Source organism: Bordetella genomosp. 9 (assembly GCF_002119725.1).
GTDB lineage: Bacteria > Pseudomonadota > Gammaproteobacteria > Burkholderiales > Burkholderiaceae_B > Bordetella_C.
Genome location: NZ_CP021109.1, coordinates 660479 through 681845, shown reverse-complemented (window position 1 = coordinate 681845; position 21367 = coordinate 660479). Strand labels below are relative to the sequence as shown.

Annotated in this window: 17 protein-coding genes and 2 pseudogenes; all 19 read left to right on the top strand. The window is 64.6% G+C overall.

The genetic code is table 11. The features are described 5' to 3' along the window. Position 1: 1 nt before the first annotated feature. The 19 genes and pseudogenes from CAL13_RS03155 (at position 2) to CAL13_RS03065 (ending at position 21352) form a co-directional block, all read left to right on the top strand. Positions 2-967 (top strand): ABC transporter permease, encoded by a 966-nt coding sequence (locus CAL13_RS03155; RefSeq protein WP_086071488.1) that lies wholly within the window; start codon positions 2-4, stop codon positions 965-967. An 18-nt stretch (positions 968-985) separates the two neighbouring features. Next, positions 986-1870: an ABC transporter permease gene (locus CAL13_RS03150; RefSeq protein WP_086071487.1), complete on the top strand. Its 885-nt coding sequence runs from the start codon at positions 986-988 to the stop codon at positions 1868-1870. A 32-nt stretch (positions 1871-1902) separates the two neighbouring features. After that, on the top strand, positions 1903-3441 hold the full coding sequence (locus CAL13_RS03145; protein WP_086071486.1) for a class I adenylate-forming enzyme family protein: 1539 nt from the start codon (positions 1903-1905) through the stop codon (positions 3439-3441). Next, positions 3438-4202: a glucose 1-dehydrogenase gene (locus CAL13_RS03140; RefSeq protein WP_086071485.1), complete on the top strand. Its 765-nt coding sequence runs from the start codon at positions 3438-3440 to the stop codon at positions 4200-4202. Before CAL13_RS03145 ends, CAL13_RS03140 begins: the two co-directional genes overlap by 4 nt. A 40-nt stretch (positions 4203-4242) precedes the next feature. After that, positions 4243-5880 carry an ABC transporter ATP-binding protein gene (locus CAL13_RS03135; RefSeq protein WP_086071484.1) on the top strand — a complete coding sequence of 546 codons (1638 nt, stop codon included), beginning with the start codon at positions 4243-4245 and terminating at the stop codon, positions 5878-5880. A gap of 161 nt (positions 5881-6041) precedes the next feature. Continuing rightward, a complete protein-coding gene (locus CAL13_RS03130) occupies positions 6042-6569 on the top strand; it encodes a 2,4'-dihydroxyacetophenone dioxygenase family protein (RefSeq protein WP_086071483.1) in 528 nt (175 codons plus the stop codon). A gap of 3 nt (positions 6570-6572) precedes the next feature. Then, positions 6573-7304 carry an SDR family NAD(P)-dependent oxidoreductase gene (locus CAL13_RS03125; protein ID WP_086071482.1) on the top strand — a complete coding sequence of 244 codons (732 nt, stop codon included), beginning with the start codon at positions 6573-6575 and terminating at the stop codon, positions 7302-7304. A gap of 46 nt (positions 7305-7350) precedes the next feature. After that, on the top strand, positions 7351-8325 hold the full coding sequence (locus CAL13_RS03120) for a tripartite tricarboxylate transporter substrate binding protein (protein WP_086056084.1): 975 nt from the start codon (positions 7351-7353) through the stop codon (positions 8323-8325). A 25-nt stretch (positions 8326-8350) separates the two neighbouring features. Beyond that, positions 8351-9142: an SDR family oxidoreductase gene (locus tag CAL13_RS03115; RefSeq protein ID WP_086071481.1), complete on the top strand. Its 792-nt coding sequence runs from the start codon at positions 8351-8353 to the stop codon at positions 9140-9142. Positions 9143-9152: 10 nt separating this feature from the next. After that, on the top strand, positions 9153-9872 hold the full coding sequence (locus CAL13_RS03110; protein ID WP_086071480.1) for an SDR family NAD(P)-dependent oxidoreductase: 720 nt from the start codon (positions 9153-9155) through the stop codon (positions 9870-9872). 170 nt (positions 9873-10042) lie between these two features. Continuing rightward, complete coding sequence (locus CAL13_RS03105; protein ID WP_086056081.1) at positions 10043-10873, top strand: IclR family transcriptional regulator; 831 nt, start codon at positions 10043-10045, stop codon at positions 10871-10873. 221 nt (positions 10874-11094) lie between these two features. Continuing rightward, on the top strand, positions 11095-11706 hold the full coding sequence (locus tag CAL13_RS03100) for a glutathione S-transferase family protein (protein WP_086071479.1): 612 nt from the start codon (positions 11095-11097) through the stop codon (positions 11704-11706). Between the two features lie 60 nt (positions 11707-11766). Beyond that, the gene (locus tag CAL13_RS03095) at positions 11767-13833 is read left to right on the top strand and encodes a 2Fe-2S iron-sulfur cluster-binding protein (RefSeq protein WP_086071478.1); all 2067 of its coding nucleotides are present in this window, start codon (positions 11767-11769) and stop codon (positions 13831-13833) included. A 126-nt stretch (positions 13834-13959) separates the two neighbouring features. Beyond that, positions 13960-14091: pseudogene (locus CAL13_RS03090) on the top strand (DUF1348 domain-containing protein); the annotation flags it as partial. Between the two features lie 105 nt (positions 14092-14196). Beyond that, positions 14197-15076, top strand: a pseudogene (locus tag CAL13_RS03085) (LysR family transcriptional regulator). A 230-nt stretch (positions 15077-15306) separates the two neighbouring features. Further along, a complete protein-coding gene (locus CAL13_RS03080; protein ID WP_086073489.1) occupies positions 15307-15543 on the top strand; it encodes a FitA-like ribbon-helix-helix domain-containing protein in 237 nt (78 codons plus the stop codon). Beyond that, positions 15530-15946 carry a type II toxin-antitoxin system VapC family toxin gene (locus CAL13_RS03075; RefSeq protein ID WP_086071476.1) on the top strand — a complete coding sequence of 139 codons (417 nt, stop codon included), beginning with the start codon at positions 15530-15532 and terminating at the stop codon, positions 15944-15946. Before CAL13_RS03080 ends, CAL13_RS03075 begins: the two co-directional genes overlap by 14 nt. Positions 15947-16997: 1051 nt before the next feature. Continuing rightward, the gene (locus tag CAL13_RS03070) at positions 16998-19391 is read left to right on the top strand and encodes an AAA family ATPase (protein WP_086071475.1); all 2394 of its coding nucleotides are present in this window, start codon (positions 16998-17000) and stop codon (positions 19389-19391) included. Further along, positions 19391-21352, top strand: a complete 1962-nt coding sequence (locus CAL13_RS03065) for a UvrD-helicase domain-containing protein (RefSeq protein WP_086071474.1) — start codon at positions 19391-19393, stop codon at positions 21350-21352. Before CAL13_RS03070 ends, CAL13_RS03065 begins: the two co-directional genes overlap by 1 nt. Positions 21353-21367: the final 15 nt, after the last annotated feature.

Here is a 21367-nt window from a genome sequence, read left to right as displayed (position 1 = left end):
CATGGCTTTCGGTCTCATCCTGCGCCGCATCGTCCAGGCCATACCGCTGCTGCTGGGTGTGGTGGTGTTGAACTTCACCCTGATCCAGATGGTGCCCGGCACCTTCCTGGACGTGATGACCGCCGAGCAGCAGGTGACCGACCCCGCGCTGATCGAGCGCCTGCGCACCACCTACGGGCTCGATCAGCCGCCATCGGTGCAACTGGCGAAATACGTGGCGTCCGTGGCGCGGCTGGACCTGGGCTACTCGTATCGCCACAACCTGCCGGTGCTCGAGGTGATCCTGGCGCACCTGCCCGCCACCCTGCTGCTGATGCTCAGCGCGCTCGCCATCGCGGTCGTGGCCGGATCGGCCGCCGGCATCCTGTCCGCGATCAAGGTCAACACGTGGTGGGACACCGCGGTGTCCGTGTTCGCCGTGCTGTGCTTTGCCGCGCCCAGCTTCTGGCTCGGCATCATGCTGATCATTCTTTTTTCGGTAAAGCTCGGCTGGTTCCCGGTGGGCGGCATGGAAACCATCGGCCTGGACGGCGGGTTCTGGGCACAGGCGCTGGATGTCCTGCATCACCTGGCGCTGCCGGCGCTGACGCTGGGGCTTTTCTACAGCGCCAACTACGCGCGCGTGATGCGGGCCTCCATGCTGGAAGTGAGCCGCATGGACCACGTGCGGACCGCCTATGCCAAGGGCATGAGGCGCGGCGCGGTGGTGCTGCGGCACATCGTGCGCAACGCCATGCTGCCGGTCGTCACGCTGCTGGGGCTGCAACTGGGCGCGGTGCTGGGCGGCAGCATCGTCGTGGAAGCCGTCTTCAGCTGGCCCGGCATCGGCGGCGTGCTGTTCGACAGCGTCATGAGCCGCAACTACCCGGTGGTGCTGGGCATCCTGGTGCTGAGTTCGGCGGTGGTGATCCTGGCAAACATCATCGTCGACATCCTGTACGCCCGGCTCGATCCGCGGATAGGGTGAATAGGATGGAGCTTTGATATGGGTATTTCGGATACTTTGGCCCCAGCGTTGAGGCGACCGCGCTTCGGCGCTGGGGGGTTCCTGGCGCGGTTCGCGCGCAATCGCGGCGCGCTGGCCGGGGCCGTGCTGCTGCTCGCCGTGGCGATTTTGGCGGCGGGCGCGGGGTGGTTCTATCCCGGCAATCCGCTGCGCATCGTGGCCGCGCCGGAGACCTGGCCTTTTACGTCGTGGCGCTTTCCATTGGGCACCGATGCGATGGGGCGCGACATTGCGGCCATGATCGCGCATGGGGCGCGGGCGACGCTGCTGATCGGGCTCGTCGCCGCCGCCACGGCAACCGTCATCGGCGTAACGGTGGGCGCGATGGCGGCATGGGCGGGCGGATGGACCGACGAAGCCCTGATGCGCCTGACCGAACTGTTCCAAATCATTCCCAACGTCGTGTTCGTGCTGACCGTGGTCTCCGTGCTCGGGCCGCACATCGGCAATATCACGCTGGCCGTCGGCCTAGTGTCGTGGCCGCCCATCGCCCGCCTGACCCGCGCCGAGTTCCTGTCCTTCAAGGAACGCGAATTCGTGCAGGCGTGCCGCGCCGTGGCCCTGCATCCGCTGCGCATCGTGTTCGGCGAGATCCTGCCCAATGCGCTGCCGCCGGTCATCGTCATGGCCTCGCTCGTCGTGGCGGGCGCCATCCTGTACGAATCCGTCGTCTCGTTTCTCGGCCTGGGCGATCCCAACATCGCCAGCTGGGGCCGCATGGTCGGCGAAGGCCGCAGCCTGATCCGCTCGTCCTGGTACCTGTGCGCGGTGCCGGGCGTCGCGATCATGCTGGTCGTGCTGGCCCTGAACCTGGTCGGCGACGGCCTGAACGACGCCCTGAACCCCAAGCTGCGCAAGCGTTGACGCAACGGCCGCAGCGTTATTGCAGACTCTCCATGACCGACACTCTCTACAACCTGGGCGACCTGAACGATCCTTCCCTGCCGCTGGACGCCCCCGCCGTGGTGGACCTGCGCGAGGCGGACCACCCGCGCCATTACACCCATGCCCAAGTGCGCGCGCTGGCTGGCGGCGTCGCGAACTGGCTGCGGGCGCAGGGCCTGCCGCGCGGCGCGCGCGTGGCGATCGCATCCCTGAACCGGGCGGAGTACCTGATCGCCTACTTCGGCATCATGCGCGCCGGCTATGTCGCCGTGCCGATCAATATCAAGCAGCCGCAGGAGACCTTGGACTACGTTCTGCAGGATGCGGGCATCGCGGTCGCCTTTACCGATGGCCCGCGCCGCGCCGCCTTTGCGGGCCGCGTGCCGGTGCTGGATTTCGATGACGAGGGCGCGGACGGATTCGCGTCCCGCATCGTCCCGGCGGAATTCGAAAGCGTCCGCCCCGGCGCGGACGATATCGCGCAGATGCTCTATACATCCGGCTCCACGGGCAAACCCAAGGGCGTGCCGCTGACCCATGCCGGCCAGCTGTGGGCCTTGACGGCGACCGCCTTGCCGGCGGGCGGCGAGCAGCAGCGCTTTCTGCTTGCACAGCCCCTGTTCCATATGAACGGCCTGTTCATGGCCAAGCGGGCGTTCTCGATCCACGGCCTGCTGGTCATCCTGCCGGGCTTCGACGTCGACAGCTACGTGGACGCGCTGGAACGCTATCGCATCACGATCCTGACCGCCGTGCCGACCATGTTCGCCCGCATCGTGAAGGATCCGGCGCGCCTGCGCGGCCGCGACTTCTCGTCCCTCAAGCGCGTCATGCTGGGGTCGGCGCCGATGACCTTGGACCTGCTGGAGCGTATCCGCCGCGCGTTTCCCGGCACGCAGATCACCCATGGGTATGGGACCACCGAGGCCGGCCCTGCCGTGTTCGGGCCGCATCCGGACGGCATCCCCGCGCCCGGCCTGGCGCTGGGCTATCCCCTGGACCCGGCGCAGGTGCGGCTGATCGACGGCCCCAACGAGAACGAAGGCGTGCTGCTGATGCGCAATCCCGCCGTACTCAAGGGTTACCACAACCTGCCGGAGAAAAGCACGCAGGTGCTGCGCGACGGCTGGTACTACAGCGGCGACGTCATGCGCCGCGACGAGCAGGGGTTCTTCTACTTCATCGGCCGCGCCGACGACATGTTCGTCTGCGCCGGCGAGAACATCTATCCGGTGGAAGTGGAAAAGCTGCTGGAGCGCCACCCCGACGTCAGCCAGGCCTGCGTCGTGCCCCTGCCCGATGAGGAACGCGGCCACGTGCCGGTGGCCTTCGTGGTGCGGCGCGCGGGCAGCACGCTGGACTCCGACACGCTGAAACGCCACGCGCTGGACCATGGCCCCGCCTATCAGCATCCCCGGCGCGTGCGATTCGTCGCGGAGCTGCCTTGGGCCGGCACCAACAAGGTAGACCGGCACGCGTTGATCCGGCTGGCCCGGGATCTGGAGGCCCGGCAGGCCTGGGAAACCGCCGGCGAGGAGGTGACCGCATGAGCCGTTTCGACCTGACTGGAAAGACCGCCCTGGTCACGGGCGCGAGCCGCGGCATCGGCCGGGCGATCGCTTCGGCGCTGGCGGATCAGGGCGCGCACGTCTTCATCCATTACAAGCACAGGCGGGACGCCGCCGAAGCCCTCGCCGCGCGGCTCCAGCAGGATGGCGGCCGCGCATCCACCGTGGCGGCGGACCTGGAAACCGCCGATGGCGCCGATGCTCTGGCGGCCGCCGTGAAGAACGCGTTGCCGGGCGCCGGCGCCGATGGCCTGGATATTCTCGTGAACAATGCCGGCATCGGCCTGCGCGCGCGTATCGAACAAGTTCATCCGCAGGACTTCGATCGCGTCATCCAGGTGAACCTGAAAGCGCCGTTCTTCCTGATCCAGCGCCTGATTCCCGTGCTGCGGGACGGCGGGCGCATCGTCAACGTGTCATCCATGGGGACCCGCGCCGCCTACCCGGAGATGAGCGTCTACGCGCCGGCAAAAGCCGGATTGGAAGCGCTGACCCTGCTGCTGGCTGCGGAGCTGGGCCCGCGCGGGATCACGGTCAATGCCGTGCTGCCCGGCGCAACCGCCACGGACCTGAACCCGCGTGCGAGCGACCCGGCCCAGGCGGCCGGCATCGCACGGACCGTCGCGCTGGGGCGCGTCGGGCAGCCCGGCGACGTCGCGGACATCGTGGCGTTTCTGGCGAGCGACGCGGCACGCTGGGTCACCGGCCAACGCATCGACGCCAGCGGCGGCCAACGATTGTGAAAGCCCCTTCCATCGCCCGCCCACCACGAAGAATCACGCAATGACCGCCCTGCTTTCCATCCAGAATCTCACCGTCGCGCTGCCCGCGGGCGGCGACCGTCCGCATGCCTTGGAAGACGTCAGCCTGGACGTGCATCCCGGCGAAATCCTTTGCGTGGTCGGCGAAAGCGGCTCCGGCAAATCGCTGACCGCCGGCGCGATCCTGGGCCTGCTTCCTGAAGGCGTATCCGCCAGCGGCGGGCGCATCGTGTGGCAGGGCGAGGATCTGCGCACCGCGCCGGCGGAACGCCTGCGGCGCCTGCGCGGCAAGGAAATCGGCATGATCTTCCAGGAGCCGATGACCGCCCTGAATCCGCTGCGCACCATCGGCGACCAGATCGCGGAGGTCTTTCGCGTCCACACCTCGCTGGGCGCACGGGAAATCCGCACGCGCACCCTGGCGCTGCTCGACGCGGTGCGCATCCCCGATCCGGCACAGGCCGCACGCGCGTATCCGCACCAGCTTTCAGGCGGGCAGCGGCAACGCGCCATGATCGCGATGGCGCTGGCCCTGGAACCCAGGCTGCTGATCGCCGACGAGCCGACCACCGCCCTCGACGTGACGACGCAGGCGCAGATCCTGCACCTGATACACGACCTGCAGCGGCGCAAGGACACCGCGGTGCTGTTCATCACGCACGACTTCGGCGTCGTGGCGGAGATCGCGGATCGCGTCGCCGTGATGCAGAAAGGCAGGCTGGTGGAGCTGGGCGCCGCCGGCGAAGTCCTTTACCGTCCGCGCGCCGCCTACACCCGCGCGCTCATCGCTGCCGTTCCACCGCTGCAACCCGCGGCGCGCCGCGTGCCTCCTGCGGCGCAAACCGCGCCCGCCGCGTTGACGATCACCGGTCTGTCCAAGACCTACGGCAAGCAGCGCTGGGGCCGGCGCAGGGCCCGGGTCACCCATGCGGTGAAGAATGTCTCATTGACCCTGCCCGCCGGGCGCACCCTCGGCATCGTGGGCGAAAGCGGATCGGGCAAATCGACGCTGGCCCGCAACGTACTGGGCCTGCTCGTGCCGGAAACGGGCGACATGCACGTCTTCGGCGAGCGCGTCAGCCTCAAGCGCGCCGCCGACCGAAGACGTCATGCGTCGCTGGTGCAGATGGTTTTCCAGGATCCCTACGGCTCGCTCAATCCGCGCCATCGCGTGGGCGACATCGTCGTCCAGGGGCCGGTCGCGCATGGCGTCCCGCGGCAGGCGGCGTGGCGCCGGGCGCGGGAGCTGTTCGAACTCGTGGGGCTGTCGCCCGATGCGCTGGATCGCTATCCGCACGAGTTCTCCGGCGGGCAAAGGCAGCGTGTGGGCCTGGCGCGGGCGCTGGCGATGGATCCGAAGGTTTTGGTGGCCGACGAGCCGGTCTCGGCACTGGACGTGTCCGTGCAGGCCCAGGTGCTGGATCTGCTCGCGAGCCTGCAAGCCCGGCTGAATCTTTCCATCCTGTTCATCACGCACGACCTGCGGGTGGCCGCACAGGTCTGCGACGAAATCGCGGTAATGAAAAACGGCGAGATCGTCGAGCACGGCGATACGGCGCGCATATTCGCCAGCCCGGCGCATCCCTACACCCAGGCCCTGCTGGCGTCCGTGCCGGGCCGGCTGTGGACGCCCGAAGCGCTGCGGCGGCAGGTGGCCTAGGGCCTGTTTGCGTACCCATGCGGGGCTCCTTCCAGCGTTGACAAGCCCCGGCATCCTGTCCAAGGGTTTACCCGCCCTATCGCCCGGCGGCATTGCCGATATACTGCCTGTCCATAACATAAACATGTTGCCCATAATATGGACAACGGGATGGACGGACAATGCCTATCGATCGACCCGATGCCGAACCGCTGACCCCTTATCAATATCCCAACCCGCGCGAGGCGTTGCCGGAGATCGTCATTCCGAACGCCATCCCCACCGACGAACGACTCTGGGTCCCGCAAGCGGAAAACGTGTGGTTCCGCCCGCTCTGTCTGAACGCCAGCCAGGGCTACTGGATGAACCTGCTGCGCGTGCGCAAATCCGGCGTGCTCAGCCGCCATCGCCATCCCCAGGCGGTGCACGGCTTCGTGCTCAAGGGCCGCTGGCGCTACCTGGAACACGATTGGGAAGCCACGGAAGGCAGCTACGTCTTCGAGCCGCCCGGTGAAACGCACACGCTGTACGTGCCGCCCGACGTGGAAGAGATGATCACCTATTTCCAGGTGAACGGCGTCATGTACTACACCGACCCGTGGGGCAAGGGCATGGGCTACGAAGACGTCTTCACCAAGATCGACATGTGCCGCAAGCACTTCGCCGACGTGGGCCTGGGCGAAGACTACGTTCAGCAATTCATCCGGTAAGCCATGCGCCCAGCCAAGGCGAAGTATGACTACAGCGGACGCGTCGCCGTCGTAACGGGCGGCGCCAACGGCATCGGCGCGGAGATCGCGCGGCAACTGCGCGCCCATGGCGCCACCGTGGCGGTCTGGGACCTGCGTCCCGGCGAGGCGGCGCCGTATGCCCTTGCCGTCGACGTGACGGACCGCGCCAGCGTCGCAGCGGCCTGCGCCCAGACGCTGACGCGGCTCGGCGGCATCCACATGTTGATCAACAGCGCGGGTTATGCCGGCCCGACGCTGCCCGTCGATGAATACGACCCGGCCGCCTGGGACGCCATCGTGCAGGTCAACCTGACCGGCACCTTCAACGTCTGCCGCGCGGTCGTGCCGCACATGCGCAAGACCGGCAAGGGCCGCATCGTCAACATCGCCTCGCTGGCCGGCAAGGAAGGCACGCCCAACGCCGCGGCGTACAGCGCCGCCAAGGCCGGCGTACTCGCCTTGACCAAATCCCTGGGCAAGGAACTGGCGTTGACCGATATCCGCGTCAACGCGGTGGCGCCCGCCGCGGTCCGCACGGCGCTGCTGGCGCAGATGGCGCCCGAACACGTGCAGACCATGATCGCCAAAAGCCCGATGCAGCGCCTGGGCGAGCCGGACGAGGTCGCGGAACTCGTGGCCTGGCTTTGCTCGGATTCATGCACCTTCAACACCGGCGCGGTGTTCGACCTTTCCGGGGGCCGCGCCACTTACTAGCCTTTCGACCCCTCGCGGACTCATAACAGCAATCGGAGACAACATCATGAAACGTCGCGCGTTCACTCGCGGTCTTTTTTCCGCGCTGCTTGGCAGCGCTGCCCTGCTCGCCGCCCTGCCCGCGGCGCAGGCCCAGAACTTCCCTGCCCGGCCCATCGAACTGGTCGTGCCGTTCGCGGCGGGCGGCGGCACCGACGCCCTGGCCCGCGCCATGGCGGATGCTTCCCGCACGCATCTGCCGCAACCGCTGGTCGTCCTGAACAAGCCCGGCGCGGCCGGCGCCATCGGCCTGACCGAGGTGGCCAACGCGCCGCCGGACGGCTACAAGCTGGCGCTCGTCACCGCCGACATGGTCATCATTCCGCACCTGGGCCTGACCAAGACGACGTACGAGAAGTTCACGCCCATCATCCAGCTGAACGCCGACCCGTCCGCCATTACGGTGCGCGCCGACTCGCCCTACAACACGATCGAAGACTTCCTGAAAGCGGCGCGCGCCAAGCCGGAAGCGATCCAGCTGGGCAACGCCGGCATCGGCTCCATCTGGCACCTGGCCGCCGCCGCGCTGGAAGACAAGACCGGCGCGAAGTTCAACCACATCCCCTTCAATGGCGGCAACCCCGCCGTGCTGGCACTGCTGGGCGGGCATATCGACGCCGTGGCGGTCAGCCCCGCGGAAGTCATCCAGTATGTGAAAGCCGGCAAGCTGAAAACGCTGGCGGTGATGGCCGACCAGCGCGTGACCGGCATGGAGAATGTGCCGACCCTGAAGGAACGCAATATAGACTTGTCGATCGGCACGTGGCGGGGCATTGCGGCGCCCAAGGGCACGCCGCAGCCCGTGCTGGATGCGCTGGGCGATGCGTTCCGCAAGGCCGCCGCGGAAAACAGCCTGAAGAAGTTCATGGCCGAACAGAACCTGGGCTATGTGGTGGCCGACCAGCAAACCTTCACGGCGCTGATGGCGCGCGACAACGCGACCTTCAAGGCGCTGATCGAGAAGTTCAATATGCGCCCGTAATCCGGGGGCGCGACGAGGAGCAACGATGGATCTGGGTATTTCGGGAAGGACCGCCCTGGTGGGCGGCGCCAGCAAGGGTCTGGGCTACGGCTGCGCGCTGGCCCTGGTTCGCGAGGGCGTCAACGTGGTCATCGTCGCGCGCGGCGGGGATGCGCTGGAGGCCGCCCGCCAGCGGCTGGAGCAAGCGCGTTCGCGCAGCGACAGCTTCGTCAAGGCAGTTGCCGCCGACATCACGACCGCCGAAGGCCGCCAGGCGGTTTTCGCGGCGCATCGCGACTACGACATCGTCGTCACCAACGCGGGCGGCCCACCCCCGGGCGACTTCCGCGACTGGAACGAAGAACAGTGGCTGTCCGCGCTGCGCGCCAACATGCTCACGCCCATCGAGCTGATCAAGGCCACCGTAGACGGCATGGCCGAACGCGGCTTCGGCCGCATCGTCAACATCACGTCCAGTTCGGTCAAGGCGCCCATCGATGTGCTGGGCCTGTCCAACGGCGCGCGCAGCGGCCTGACGGGCTTTGTCGCCGGCGTGGCCCGCACCGGGCTGGCCGCGCGCGGCGTAACGATCAACAACCTGCTGCCGGGCGCCTTCGACACCGATCGCCTGAATTCCGGCTTCGCCGCGCAGGCGGCCAAGACGGGCAAGGACATCGGCGCGCTGCGCGCCGCGCGGCAGGCGGGCATCCCGGCCGGCCGCTTCGGCAACCCGGAAGAGTTCGGGGCCATCTGCGCCTTCCTGTGCAGCACGCACGCCGCCTATATCAACGGACAGAACATCCTGGCCGACGGCGGCGCCTATCCCGGCACTTTCTGAACGAGCGACGATGACGTATCAAACCGATCTATTCGCCGGCAAGACCGCACTGGTCACCGGCGCCACGCAGGGCATCGGCGCGGCGGTCGCGAACCGCCTGGCGTCGCTGGGCGCGCGCACCATCGCCACCGGCCTGCGTTCGGACGCCACGGACCTGAACCGCGACATCGAGGTGCGTATCGGCGACGTCAGCCATGCCGCCGATGTCGAAGCCATGTTCAGCGGACTGGACGAACTGGATATCGTGGTCAACTGCGCCGGCATCATCCGGCGCGGGGCCGAGCATGACCCCGCGGTGTTCGAGCAGGTGCTGGCCGTCAACCTGACGGGCACGATGCGCGTCTGCAGCGCGGCGCGCGAACGCCTGGCGCGCCGGCGCGGCTGCATCGTGAACACCGCGTCGATGTTGAGCTTCTTCGGCGGTTCGCTGGTGCCAGGCTATGCGGCCAGCAAAGGCGGCGTGGCGCAATTGACCAAGTCGCTGGCGCTCGCCTATGCCGCCGACGGCATCCGCGTCAACGCCGTCGCGCCAGGATGGATCGCCACGCCGCTGACGCAGGCGCTGCAGGATGACCCCGCCCGCTCGGGGCCGATCCTGTCGCGTACGCCGCTGGGGCGATGGGGCACGCCGGCGGATGTGGCGGATGCCGTGGCGTTTCTATGCACGCCGGCGGCGGGGTTTATGACGGGCGTGATCCTGCCGGTGGATGGCGGATATTTGATTGGGTGATGGTCCACCCCCGAAGCGCTGGCGCGCTTCCCCCTCAAGGGGGCGCGCCTGCGGACCGGCGGAGCCGGATCCGCGGCGCCCCGATGGGGCGTCTCCTTGGGCGGCGTGGAATACTCTAGGCGCCTGAATCCATTCATAGCGGCCGGCTCGGCCGCGGTTTTTTGATCGTCATGTCAGCCAATCGCTCTGTTGCCACGCCTCCCGCCGCCCAGGTTGCGGGCACGGCGGCTTTTTCGAAGTTCATGCATCTGCTGCAGCTCGTGGCGGACACGCCGCAGCCGATGACGGTTGCCGAACTGAGCAAGGTCAGCGGATATCCGCGCGCCACGGTGTATCGCATCGTGGCGGCGCTGACGGCGGAGCGGTTGCTGGCCGAGCATACGCAGACCGGCATGCTAACCCTGGGACCGCGTTTGATCCAGCTGGCGAGCCGCAGCTGGGGGCGGTCGGAGATCCGGCTGGCCGCAGTGGAGGACCTTAAGCATCTGCGCGATGTCACCGGGGAGACGGTGCATCTGGCCGTGCCGAACGGCACGCACATGGTCTATATCGAAAAGCTGGAAAGCCCCAGCGCCGTGCAGATGAATTCCCGCATCGGCACCAACGTCTCCATGTACTCCACCGCCGTCGGCAAGGCCTACCTGGCCATGCTGCCCGACGACGCGCAGAAGGCCGCGCTGGACGCGCTGCCGCAGCCCTTCGCGCAATACACGCCCAATACGCCGGCAAACGTCGCGGCGCTGCGGCGTCAGCTTGGGGAAGCCCGCCGCCGCGGCTGGGCCGTCGATGCCGAGGAAAACGAAGCCGGCATCTATTGCTTTGGCGCGCCGATCTTCGGACGCGATGGCGTGCCGGTGGCGGCGATCAGCGTCAGCACGCTGCGCTTCCGGCAAAAACCGGATCCCGAAAAAGCGTATGTCGCGCCCTTGCTCGAGGCCTGCCGCGCCATCACGGAGCGCATTGCGCAAACCCCGGCGCTGTCCGGGGCGAATCTGCTGTAGGCCGTCTGGGCGGTGCTGCGTTCTGGCTGGGCCACGGGCGCGAGTGCGGCGAAACGGGTGAGTGTGGCGGTAGGCCGCGACCGCCGGCAGCCGGCACGGCCCCGCATTATTGCGTTGACCGCAATTTTGAAGTGCCCATTCAACGGATTCTCCTTATCGAGAGCCGCAATTAATCTTCGAGAACGGCACGGCACTCCGCCCGTCCCTCTCGGAGATACGCGATGAAGCTCTACCACCACCCGCTTTCCGGACACGCGCACCGCGCACGCCTTTTCGTCTCGCTGCTCGGCCTGCCGCACGAACTCGTCGAGGTCGACTTGCAGGCCGGCGCACACAAAACCCCGGAATTTCTCAAGCTCAATCCCTTCGGCCAAGTACCCGTGCTGGACGACAACGGCGTCGTGATCGCCGATTCCAACGCCATCCTGGTCTACCTGGCGAAGAAAGCCGGCCGCACCGACTGGTTGCCGGAAGACCCGCAAGGCGCGGCGGCCGTGCAACGCTGGCTGTCGGTCGCGGCGGGCGAAGTGGCGTACGGGCCGGCGGCAGCGCGGCTGGTCACGGTGTTCGGCGCCAAATTCAATCCCGACGAGGTCATCGCACGGGCGCACGCGATTCTCGCCAAACTGGAAAACCACCTGAGCGATCGCGATTGGCTGGCAGGGCCCGCGCCGACCATCGCCGATGTGGCGATCTACAGCTACGTCGCGCGCGCGCCCGAAGGCAATGTCGACCTGGCCAGCTATCCGGGGGTCAACGGGTTCCTGCGCCGGATGGAAGCGCTGCCCGGCTTCGTGCCGTTCGCAAAGACGCCGGCGGGGCTCGCCGCCTGAAGCCGCACGCGGCGCCGAAGCCGGCCGCGCCCGCGCATCCCAACCGCCCAAGACACCGACATGGCACAGAAACCGTCCAAGCTGCCGACGTGGCACGCCGGCGAGATCTTCATACAGGAAAAGCTGGGCGTCGCCGAGCGCATGGCCGTGGTCGGCAAGCGCGTGGTGCGCGACTACATGCCGGACCAGCACCGCGACTTCTATGCGCAGTTGCCGTTCATCGTGCTGGGCAGCGTCGATGCCGCCGGCGACGCATGGGCCACGACCCTCGCGGGCCGGCCCGGATTCATGACGTCGCCCACGCCGACGATCCTGGACATTTCGGCTCGGGCAGATAGCGGCGATCCCGCGGGCGAAGGCCTGGGCGCCGGGGCGCCCATCGGTCTGCTCGGCATCGAAATGCACACGCGCCGCCGCAACCGCATGAACGGCATCATCGCAAGGGTCACGGACGGCCTGCGTGTCCAGGTGGACCAAAGCTTCGGCAACTGCCCGAGGTACATCCAGCTGCGCGACTTCGCCTTCGCGCGCGATCCAGGCGAAGCCTTTGCCGCGCCACGCGAGGACCTGGCCGAGCTGGACGCCGATGCGCGCGCGGCGATAGCGGCGGCCGACGCATTCTTCGTCGCCTCGTATGCCGACCGCGAGGATCGACGCCAGGTCGATGTGTCGCACCGAGGCGGCAAGGCCGGATTCGTGCGCGTCGCCGACGACGGCGTGCTCACTGTCCCGGACTTCGACGGCAATCTGTTCTTCGCCACGCTGGGCAACATCGTCCTCAATGGCAAGGCGGGCCTTCTCTTTGTGGACTACGAACGCGGCGACGTCCTGCAAATGACCGGCGACGCCGAAGTCATCCTGGACTCGCCTGAAATCGCAGCCTTTCAGGGGGCCGAGCGGCTCTGGACGTTTCGTCCGCGCCGCATCGTGCGCCGCCGTGGCGCGCTGGCGCTGCGCTGGACATTCCAGCAGGACGGCTGGTCACCGAATTCACTGATGACCGGAGACTGGCGGCAAGCCGCGGAGCGCTTGCGCGCCAGCGAGCTGGCCGCGCAATGGCGGCCTTTCACCGTCGCCCGGATCGTCGACGAAAGCCGGTCCATCCGATCGTTTCACCTGGAGCCGGCCGATGGACTCGGGGTGCTGCCCCATCAGGCCGGCCAACACTTGCCGATACGCGTCACCCTGCCGGGCGCCGCCACGCCGGCCGTACGCACCTACACACTCTCGGTCGCTCCTTCGGACCACATCTATCGCATCAGCGTGAAGCGCGACGGCGCGGTATCGCGGCACCTGCACGACCATGTCCGGGCCGGCGACGTCATCGAAGCACGGGCGCCGGCCGGCACGTTCACCATCGACGCGCGCCAGAACCGCCCGGCGGTGCTGCTGGCCGGCGGCGTCGGCATCACCCCAATGCTCGCTATGCTGCGACACATTGTTTATGAGGGACTGCGCAAACACCGCGTGCGGCCCGCCATCCTGTTCCAAGCCGCACGCAGCAAGGCCGACCGCGCGTTCGACGCCGAGCTGTCGGAACTTGTGGCGGCGGCGAAGGGCGCGGTCCGGATCGTGCGCGTACTCAGCGACACCACGGGCGCCGAAGAAGGCCGGGACTACGATGCCGCGGGCCGCATCGATATGACGCTGTTGACCCGCTTCCTGTCGTTCAACGACTACGACTTCTATCTGTGCGGACCACCCGCTTTCTCCCAGGCGCTGTACGACGGCCTGAGAAGCTACGGCGTCGCCGATGGGCGCATCCATGCCGAATCGTTCGGCCCCTCTTCCCTGGCGCGTACGGCGGACACCGGCCTCGCCGCCCCACCCCCGCGGCCGGCTGCCACCACCCCGGTGCCAGTCGCCTTCCTGCGCTCGCTGAAGGAAGCGCGCTGGACGCCGCGGGCCGGCACCCTGCTGGAACTTGCCGAAGCGCGCGGCCTTCAGCCGGAATTCGGTTGCCGTACGGGAAGTTGCGGAACGTGCCGCACCAAGCTGCTCAAAGGATCCGTCGCCTACGTCAGGATGCCGACGGCCGATGTGGCCGACGACGAAGTGCTGATTTGCTGCGCCGTGCCGGCACGGCAAGATACGGGCGAGGAAACGCCCATCCATCTCGCGCTCTAAGGTCCGCCATGGCGGTATCTTCGGCTGACCCATCCATCGCTGTTCCAAGTCCAGGAGACCCCAATGTCCCGTCCGCCTCTGCCGGCCTTCACCCAACAGACCGCCATCGAGAAAGTCCGTCTTGCCGAAAACGGCGTGGTGCGCGTGCGGCATTCCAGTATCAATGAGCACCCCATCGCCGAGGCGGACCGGAAATTCCATTGGCCGCTGGGACGCCGGCCCGACGATCATCCCGGGTTGAGTCATTTCGGTTTTTAGACCGGCGGTCTCGGCCGGGTCTCCAGATCGCTTCTTTGAGCCGCCGGCCATCGCGCCCAGCCGGATCGTAATATAGGGGCCCGATACAACCAGGGGAGCGTCAAGGTGGATCGCTGGCAGGCAATGCGGATATTCGTCAAGGTCGCGGACACCGAAAGCTTCGCGGCCGCCGGCCGCCAGCTTCATATGAGTGCCTCCGCCGTCACGCGAAGCATCGCGGCGCTGGAAGACATCATCGGCGCCCGCCTTTTTATCCGCACCACCCGCTCGGTCAAACTGACCGAACCCGGCAAGCGCTACCTGCAGGACTGCAAGCGCATTTTGGCGGACATCGCAGAAGCCGAAGCCGCGGCAGCCGGTTCCTATGCCGCCCCGTCCGGCACGCTATCCGTCACGGCATCGGTCCTCTTCGGCCAGATGTACGTCTTGCCGATCATGCACGAATACCTCAAACGCTATCCGGCCGTTAATGGGCGCGTGCTGTTCGTGGACCGGCAAGTGAATTTGATAGACGAAGGCATTGACGTTGCCGTGCGCATCGGACGCCTGCAGGATTCAGGCTTTTCGGCGGTTCAGGTGGGCACCGTGCGACGGGTGGTATGCGGGTCGCCGGCGTATTTTCAGCAGCACGGTGTTCCGAAAACGCCTGCTGCCTGCGGACCTCAGGAACCACCGCATCGCCGCATCGACCGGGGCGTGGGTATCGCCCGAATGGCGGTTCGCCCGTGATCAGCGAGTGACGATTCAGAACTGGCTGCAGTCCAATACAAATGAAGCGGCGATTGCCACTGCGATCGCTGGATTGGCACTGACGCGGGTGCTTCACTACCAGATCGAACCGGCGCTGCGTGAGGGAAAGCTCCAGACTGTGCTGGAGGAATATGAAGAGCCGCCGCTGCCGATTCATGTGCTTTATACCGAAGGGCGGCAAGCGCCCGCGAAGGTCCGGGCGTTTGTGGATTTGGCTGTGGGTATGTTGCGGTAAAGCCTTCGCGCCCGGCATTCAAACGCCTTTATTCCAAGGATCGCGGAATCATTTCGCAGATCGAATCATGCTGCGCAAGGATAAATCCGCGCGTTGACGATTGAATGGTCATGCCTTTCGTGCCCGCGCTTGTACAGCCGCGGGAAGGGAGCGACGCGCCAAAGACGGGCGAAGGACGGGCAAAGAACGGGCATGATATCATTGATATCATTGCCAAACGGGAGATCGCCATGGCCAGTCTATTGGTCCGGGGAGTGGATGAAGCTCTTGTCCAAACCTTACGCGAGGTGGCGGCCGCACACGGCCGGAGCGCGGAAGCGGAACACCGCGAGATCCTTGCCCGCGCGCTCCGACGGCCGATCCGAAAAAGCCTTGCCGAAGTACTGATGAGCATTCCGGATGTTGGTAAGGACGCCGACTTCCAGCGCGTAAACGACGCTGCAGAGGGCCCCGGTGTACTTGGTTGATACGAACGTCATTAGCGAGGTGAGGAAGGGAAGTCGCGCCAATGCCGGTGTAATTCAATTCTTCCGCAATGCGGTGGCCGAGGACCGAGAGGTATACCTTTCCGCCGTAACAGTGGGAGAGCTGCGCAGAAGCGTCACACTGATTCGCCATCGTGGCGATATCGCGCAGGCGAAGTCATTGGAAGCTTGGCTTCAAATCGTTCTGCGTGAATACGGGTCCAACATCTTGCCAATCGGCGCCGAGATCGCCGAGGTATGGGGGCGTCTCCGAGTGCCGCGTCCGGAACACGCCCTGGACAAGCTCATCGCGGCGACGGCGCTGATCCACGACCTTACCGTGGTGTCCCGGAACATTGATGATTTCGTAGGTACTGGAAGCCGAGTATTGAATCCCTTCTCGTGAGCGCATCCGGCCCATCTGAATGGGCGCGGATGTTCACTCGCGACTTTGTTTTTTAGGGAGAAAAAGAAAAACACTTTCCCCTGGACACTTTCGTCAAGGGCGGGCACACAGCCCGCAATTTTCACCATGCGGCTTCGCCCTGCTTTCCTGTTGAGGGCATAAGGCGTGTTTCAGCGTTCGGAAATGGATCACGGTGAAGGGGAACAACCGCCTAGATCCGCAGAACTCGCCGTTGTATCTCTATCCCCAAATGCTCCACGACTGCTGAAGAACGTCTTAATCTCAAGAAGCTGGCAGCAGGCTACCGAGAATATCCGTCACAGATCAAAGCAGGGGAAAAGGCTAGGCCGTAGCTATGCCGTCCAACCCTTCCATCGAAATGGACGTCGCCGGGGCCAGGGCGACGTCCGCGTCCGACCAGACGCGGATATTCGCTCGATTAACGTGAATTTCCGTCGAAGGCTGGATAAAGAAACTTCACGAACGACCGATTTGGCACCTCTGTGCGAGTTAGCAAGTTCAAGGCGTTAAGTTCTGCCCCGCGCTACATCCACAACACGCGCGTGCGGATGTGGTCGTACTCCACATTCGCGTGACCAGGAGATGAGGCACGGTCCGGATGTCGCTGCCCGCCTTTAGCAGGGCATGTCTGAGCTGTTTCCGAGCGCCGGAGGCTTGGCAGACTGGCGATGCCATCGATGCGTAGCCCCAAGCTTTGCAAAGCAGCCGCTAACCAAATACCTTGCGGTACAGGAGGGGTATGCCCACAGCGCCTTGCCGATGCCTGGACTGCGAAAACTGGCGCTTCGCTGCCGGGTTATTCCGTATCGCCTGCTTCGCCAGGGTCCTTGAGCCGTTGAAGTCGTGCGGATTCCATAGTTGTCGGCGAATCCGCACGCGTGCCTACACAATCTGGTTAGGCTGCAAGATGTACCAGTTTGTAGCAAAATACCATCGAATACAGCAACGAGGCGAGTGCGAACGCAGTGAGGAGTGCTGCCAGCCCCGCGCCCAACACCAAGCCTCCCGCCCATCCTTAAGGTAGGTCACCATGAAGCTACAGGCTTATCGGCTGCAGAACTACCGCCGATTGCGCGACGTTGTCATCGAACTCGATAACGAAATTTCTATCTTCGTCGGCGCCAACAACAGCGGGAAGACGTCCGCAGTCCAAGGGCTGTATTCCATGCTCCGGGGCGATACGAAGAAGTTTGAGCTCTTTGACTTCAGCGCAGCGCTATGGGCCGAAATCGATGCCATCGGAAAATCGGATCCAGGGGATGAGAATGCGCCCAAGAGATTGCCGTCCATCCTCTTGGATCTCTGGTTCCGTGTAGGCGAAGATGACCTCGCTACCGCGATGTCGCTGCTTCCGAGCACTGAGTGGGATGGAAAGTGCGTGGGGATCCGTGTGGCATTTGAGCCTCGCGATGCCTACGAACTCGTCCAACGGTTCCATGACCTGCATGAGAAGGCCAACAGCGCGGCGATTGCGCTAGCGGCACAGCGCAAAGCAACCAGTGAACCTGCTGCCGAGGTGGAAACCGGAGCCGACGCTGACGAGTACAAACCCTGGCCACAAAGCTTGACGAAGTACCTCACCAAGGAACTGAGCAAGGAATATACCTTCCGCTACTACGTGCTCGATGAGAGGGTCTTTGTCAACTATCAGGCGGCGGCCGACTACGAGCCGCAGCCGCTAGGCAAGGAGCCGGGTGGCGCGACCATTCTCAAGTCGCTGGTGAGGGTGGACTTCTTGCGCGCGCAGCGGCACCTCGATGACCCGGATGCTGCGAGCTCTGATCGCGCCGAAAGCCTTTCGCGACGCCTCAGCCGCTTCTACCACCGCAACCTGGAGAAGCGTGGCGACGACCACGCGGCTCTCAAAGCACTTGATACCTCTGAGAAAGAACTGAACTTCCACCTAGAGGAGGTCTTCAGTGAAACCCTCAAGCGCCTTGCCAAGCTCGGCTATCCAGGTGTGAACAATCCCGAAATCGTCATTCGGGCGGCTTTGGACCCAACGACCGTCCTGGGGCAAGACGCCAAGGTCCACTACGTGATTCCGGGCGCAGCCACCGCTCAACTGCCCGACAGCTACAACGGCCTGGGGTTCAAGAACCTGGTCTACATGGTGGTGGAACTGCTCGATCTACACGAGCAGTGGAAAGCTGAGGAAGACAAGCGGCCGCCGCTGCATTTGGTCTTCATTGAAGAGCCTGAGGCTCATCTGCATGCGCAGATCCAGCAGGTATTTATCAGGAACGTTCTGCGCCTTCTTGAAGATACCAATGACCACGCGACGTTTTTTCACACGCAGCTCGTCATCACTACCCATTCCCCGCACATCCTCTATGAGCGCGGATTTTCTCCCATCCGGTACTTCCGCCGCGTCAGCGACCAACTAGACCATCACACGGACGTGCGGAATCTGTCCCGCTTCAAGATCGGCGAGGCCGACGCTTCCGCGCGTGAGTTCCTTCAGCGATATCTGAAGCTGACTCATTGCGACCTCTTTTTTTCGGACGCGGTCATTTTGGTAGAGGGCAACGTCGAGCGCCTGCTCCTGCCAGCTATGATCGAGTCGGCTGCTAGGCGCCTTCGTTCATCCGCCCTGACCATTCTTGAAGTTGGTGGAGCGTTTGCCCATCGCTTCCAAGACCTCATCAGCTTCATCGGCCTGACGACGCTCGTCATTACGGACCTTGACAGTGTGACGGTCAAGTCGGATGACGAGAAGGCCGCCTCGCAAGCGGCCAGTGCTGGCGGCGTTCTGGACGATGATGACGAAGATGACGAGCTAAAGCCCTTCGAACTCGAAGAAGACGACGCGACACAACCAAGCGGCAGGAAGAAGTCCAAGAAACGCGGCAGCACATGCCATGCGCACGTGGAAGGGGCCGTCACTTCCAACCAAACGCTCATCAGCTGGATTCCAAAGAAGCGCTCGGTGGCCGAACTCTGGGAAGTTACGCCGGAGCAGAAGACGCTGTCGCTAGCCGAAGGCTCCGGCGCAGCAGTCCGAGTCGCATATCAAACAAAAGTCTCCGTGACAGTCGGTTCGGCGACCGCGCAGCTATGCGGCCGCACTTTTGAGGAGGCCTTTGGCATTGAGAATGCCGACTGGTGCCAAGCTGAGGCCAATCGAGCGATCGGTCTCAAGCTGAGACGCGCGCCCGGTAGCCCCGAGGAACTGGCTAAAAAGTTGCATGATAGGGTGATCGGCAAGAACTTTGACAAGACCCGCTTCGCTCTAGAGGTCCTCGCAAGTGGGCCGGTCAATGGATGGAAGGTTCCCACGTACATCGCCGAAGGGTTGGCTTGGCTAGAAGCGAAAGTGGCCCACGAAGTTGAGGCGGACGCAGCCATCGCCACCGGGCTCTCGACGATTGAGCCAACTGCGCCCGCTGCTATTGCGGTCATTGCTGGCGCGGAGCGGACGTGATGAGTAGGCGAGTCGATAGCCCGGACACAGATGCGGATCGCGAGATCTACGCGTGCATTACCGCAACTCCCCCGCAGCCCTTTGTGGTTCGTGCCGGCGCAGGTTCCGGGAAGACCACCTCCCTTATCAAGGCGCTGGACTGGGTGATTTTGGTGCACGGCGCCAGCATGCGGGCGAGGAAGCAGAGGGTCGCCTGCATCACCTATACGGATCTCGCGGCCAATGAAATTTTGGCGGACGTCAACGCCAATCCGCTGGTTCATGTTTCGACGATTCACAGCTTCTACTGGGGCATTACCAAGACATTTCAAGCCGACATCAAAATCTGGCTGCAGAACGACATTCGCAGGCGGATCTCCAAACTGGAAAAAGAGTTCATGAACTACGGTTCGCGTGTTCAGCAAAATACGCGCGACAGGAACAAGGCCGATCAGGAGCGCCACGCCAAAAATCTGGAGGCTCTCGACCACGTCAGAACGTTCACTTATGGCAAAGGCAGTGACTACGCAAAAGGCATCCTTGGTCACGAGGACATCCTCCAGCTCGCTGACTTCCTGCTACAAAACCGCCCCCTGTTCCGACGGGTCGTAGCGCTGAACTATCCGTTCGTGTTCATTGACGAGAGTCAGGACACGTTCGCAGGCGTGGTTAAGTCCTTCAAGGAAGTTGAAACCCAAATGCGGGGTAAGTTCTGTCTTGGTTTTTTTGGCGACCCGATGCAGTCGATCTTCATGAGAGGGGTGGGGGACATCCACCTCGAAGACCATTGGCGATCCATCACGAAGCCGGAGAACTTTCGCTGCGCCAAGCAAATCCTAGACGTCGCCAACGCCGTGCGTGCGCAGGGCGACGGCATGGAGCAAATTCGCGGGCTGCACGAGAGGGTCGACGGTGAGCTCAAGCTCGTGGAGGGCTCGGCTCGGATGTTTGTCCTACCGAACACATTGAACCGAACCGAGGCCCTGGCAAGGGTTCGAGCATGGAGCGCGGCAGCGAACAACGACGAACGTTGGACTATCCCGGACCTTGCGGTAAAAATTCTTGTCATCGTGCATCGCATGGCCGCAAATCGGCTCGGATTCGGCGGCATCTACTCGGCGCTGAACGACAAGACGTCGGACGCCATGAAGCAGGGGATGCAGGACGGTACTGGCTGGCCAGTCCGACCCTTCCTAAGTTTCACGCTGCCGATCGTTGCGGCGATGAACGCGGGCAACGAGTTCGCAGTGATGAACCTGCTCCGGGAGTTCAGCCCACGCCTGGCGCCCGCCGCCTTAGCAGGCCGCCGTGCCGCGAGCGTACTGCGTGAGCTCCACGCAGCCGTTTTGAAGCTCGTCGCCATGCTGGACAAGGCGGACACCACTGTTGGCGACATAGCCATCCATCTCCGCGACTCCGGTTTATTTGAGTTCGACGAGCGCTATGAGCGAGTACTAGGGTTCGTCGGAGACATTGGCGACGTTGCTCAAGAGGCTGAAGCGGCTGACGTCGCTCCTGCCGAAGGGCAATCCTCGGACGCCGCAATGCTCAAATTCTTCCAGTGCGCCGCACAAGAGCTTCGGCCATACGAACGATATGTCTCTGAAGGTTCTCCCTATGCCACGCAGCATGGAGTAAAGGGCGCTCAGTTCGACCGCGTCGTTGTGGTGATGGACGAGGAGGAGAGCGACTACCGCACGTACAACTATGAGCGGGTCTTCGCGAGCGCTGACGCCCGTGCGGCAGATCGTGCACGAGCACAGGACGGTGATGAGAACACCTGGAGCCGAACACTGAGATTGCTGTACGTTTGCTGTACCCGTGCCAAGCGGGGGCTGGTGCTGGCATTCTTTGTTGCCGACCCGGCGGCCACCGTAGAAAACGTCGTGGCGAGCGGGATCCTGCCGCGGAGCGCAATCTTCACGCAGGAGGCGCTGGCTGCGCTGCCGCCAGCTTCCGAATGTGCGTCGGCGTCAAGCTGATTCAGCAGTGCCGTG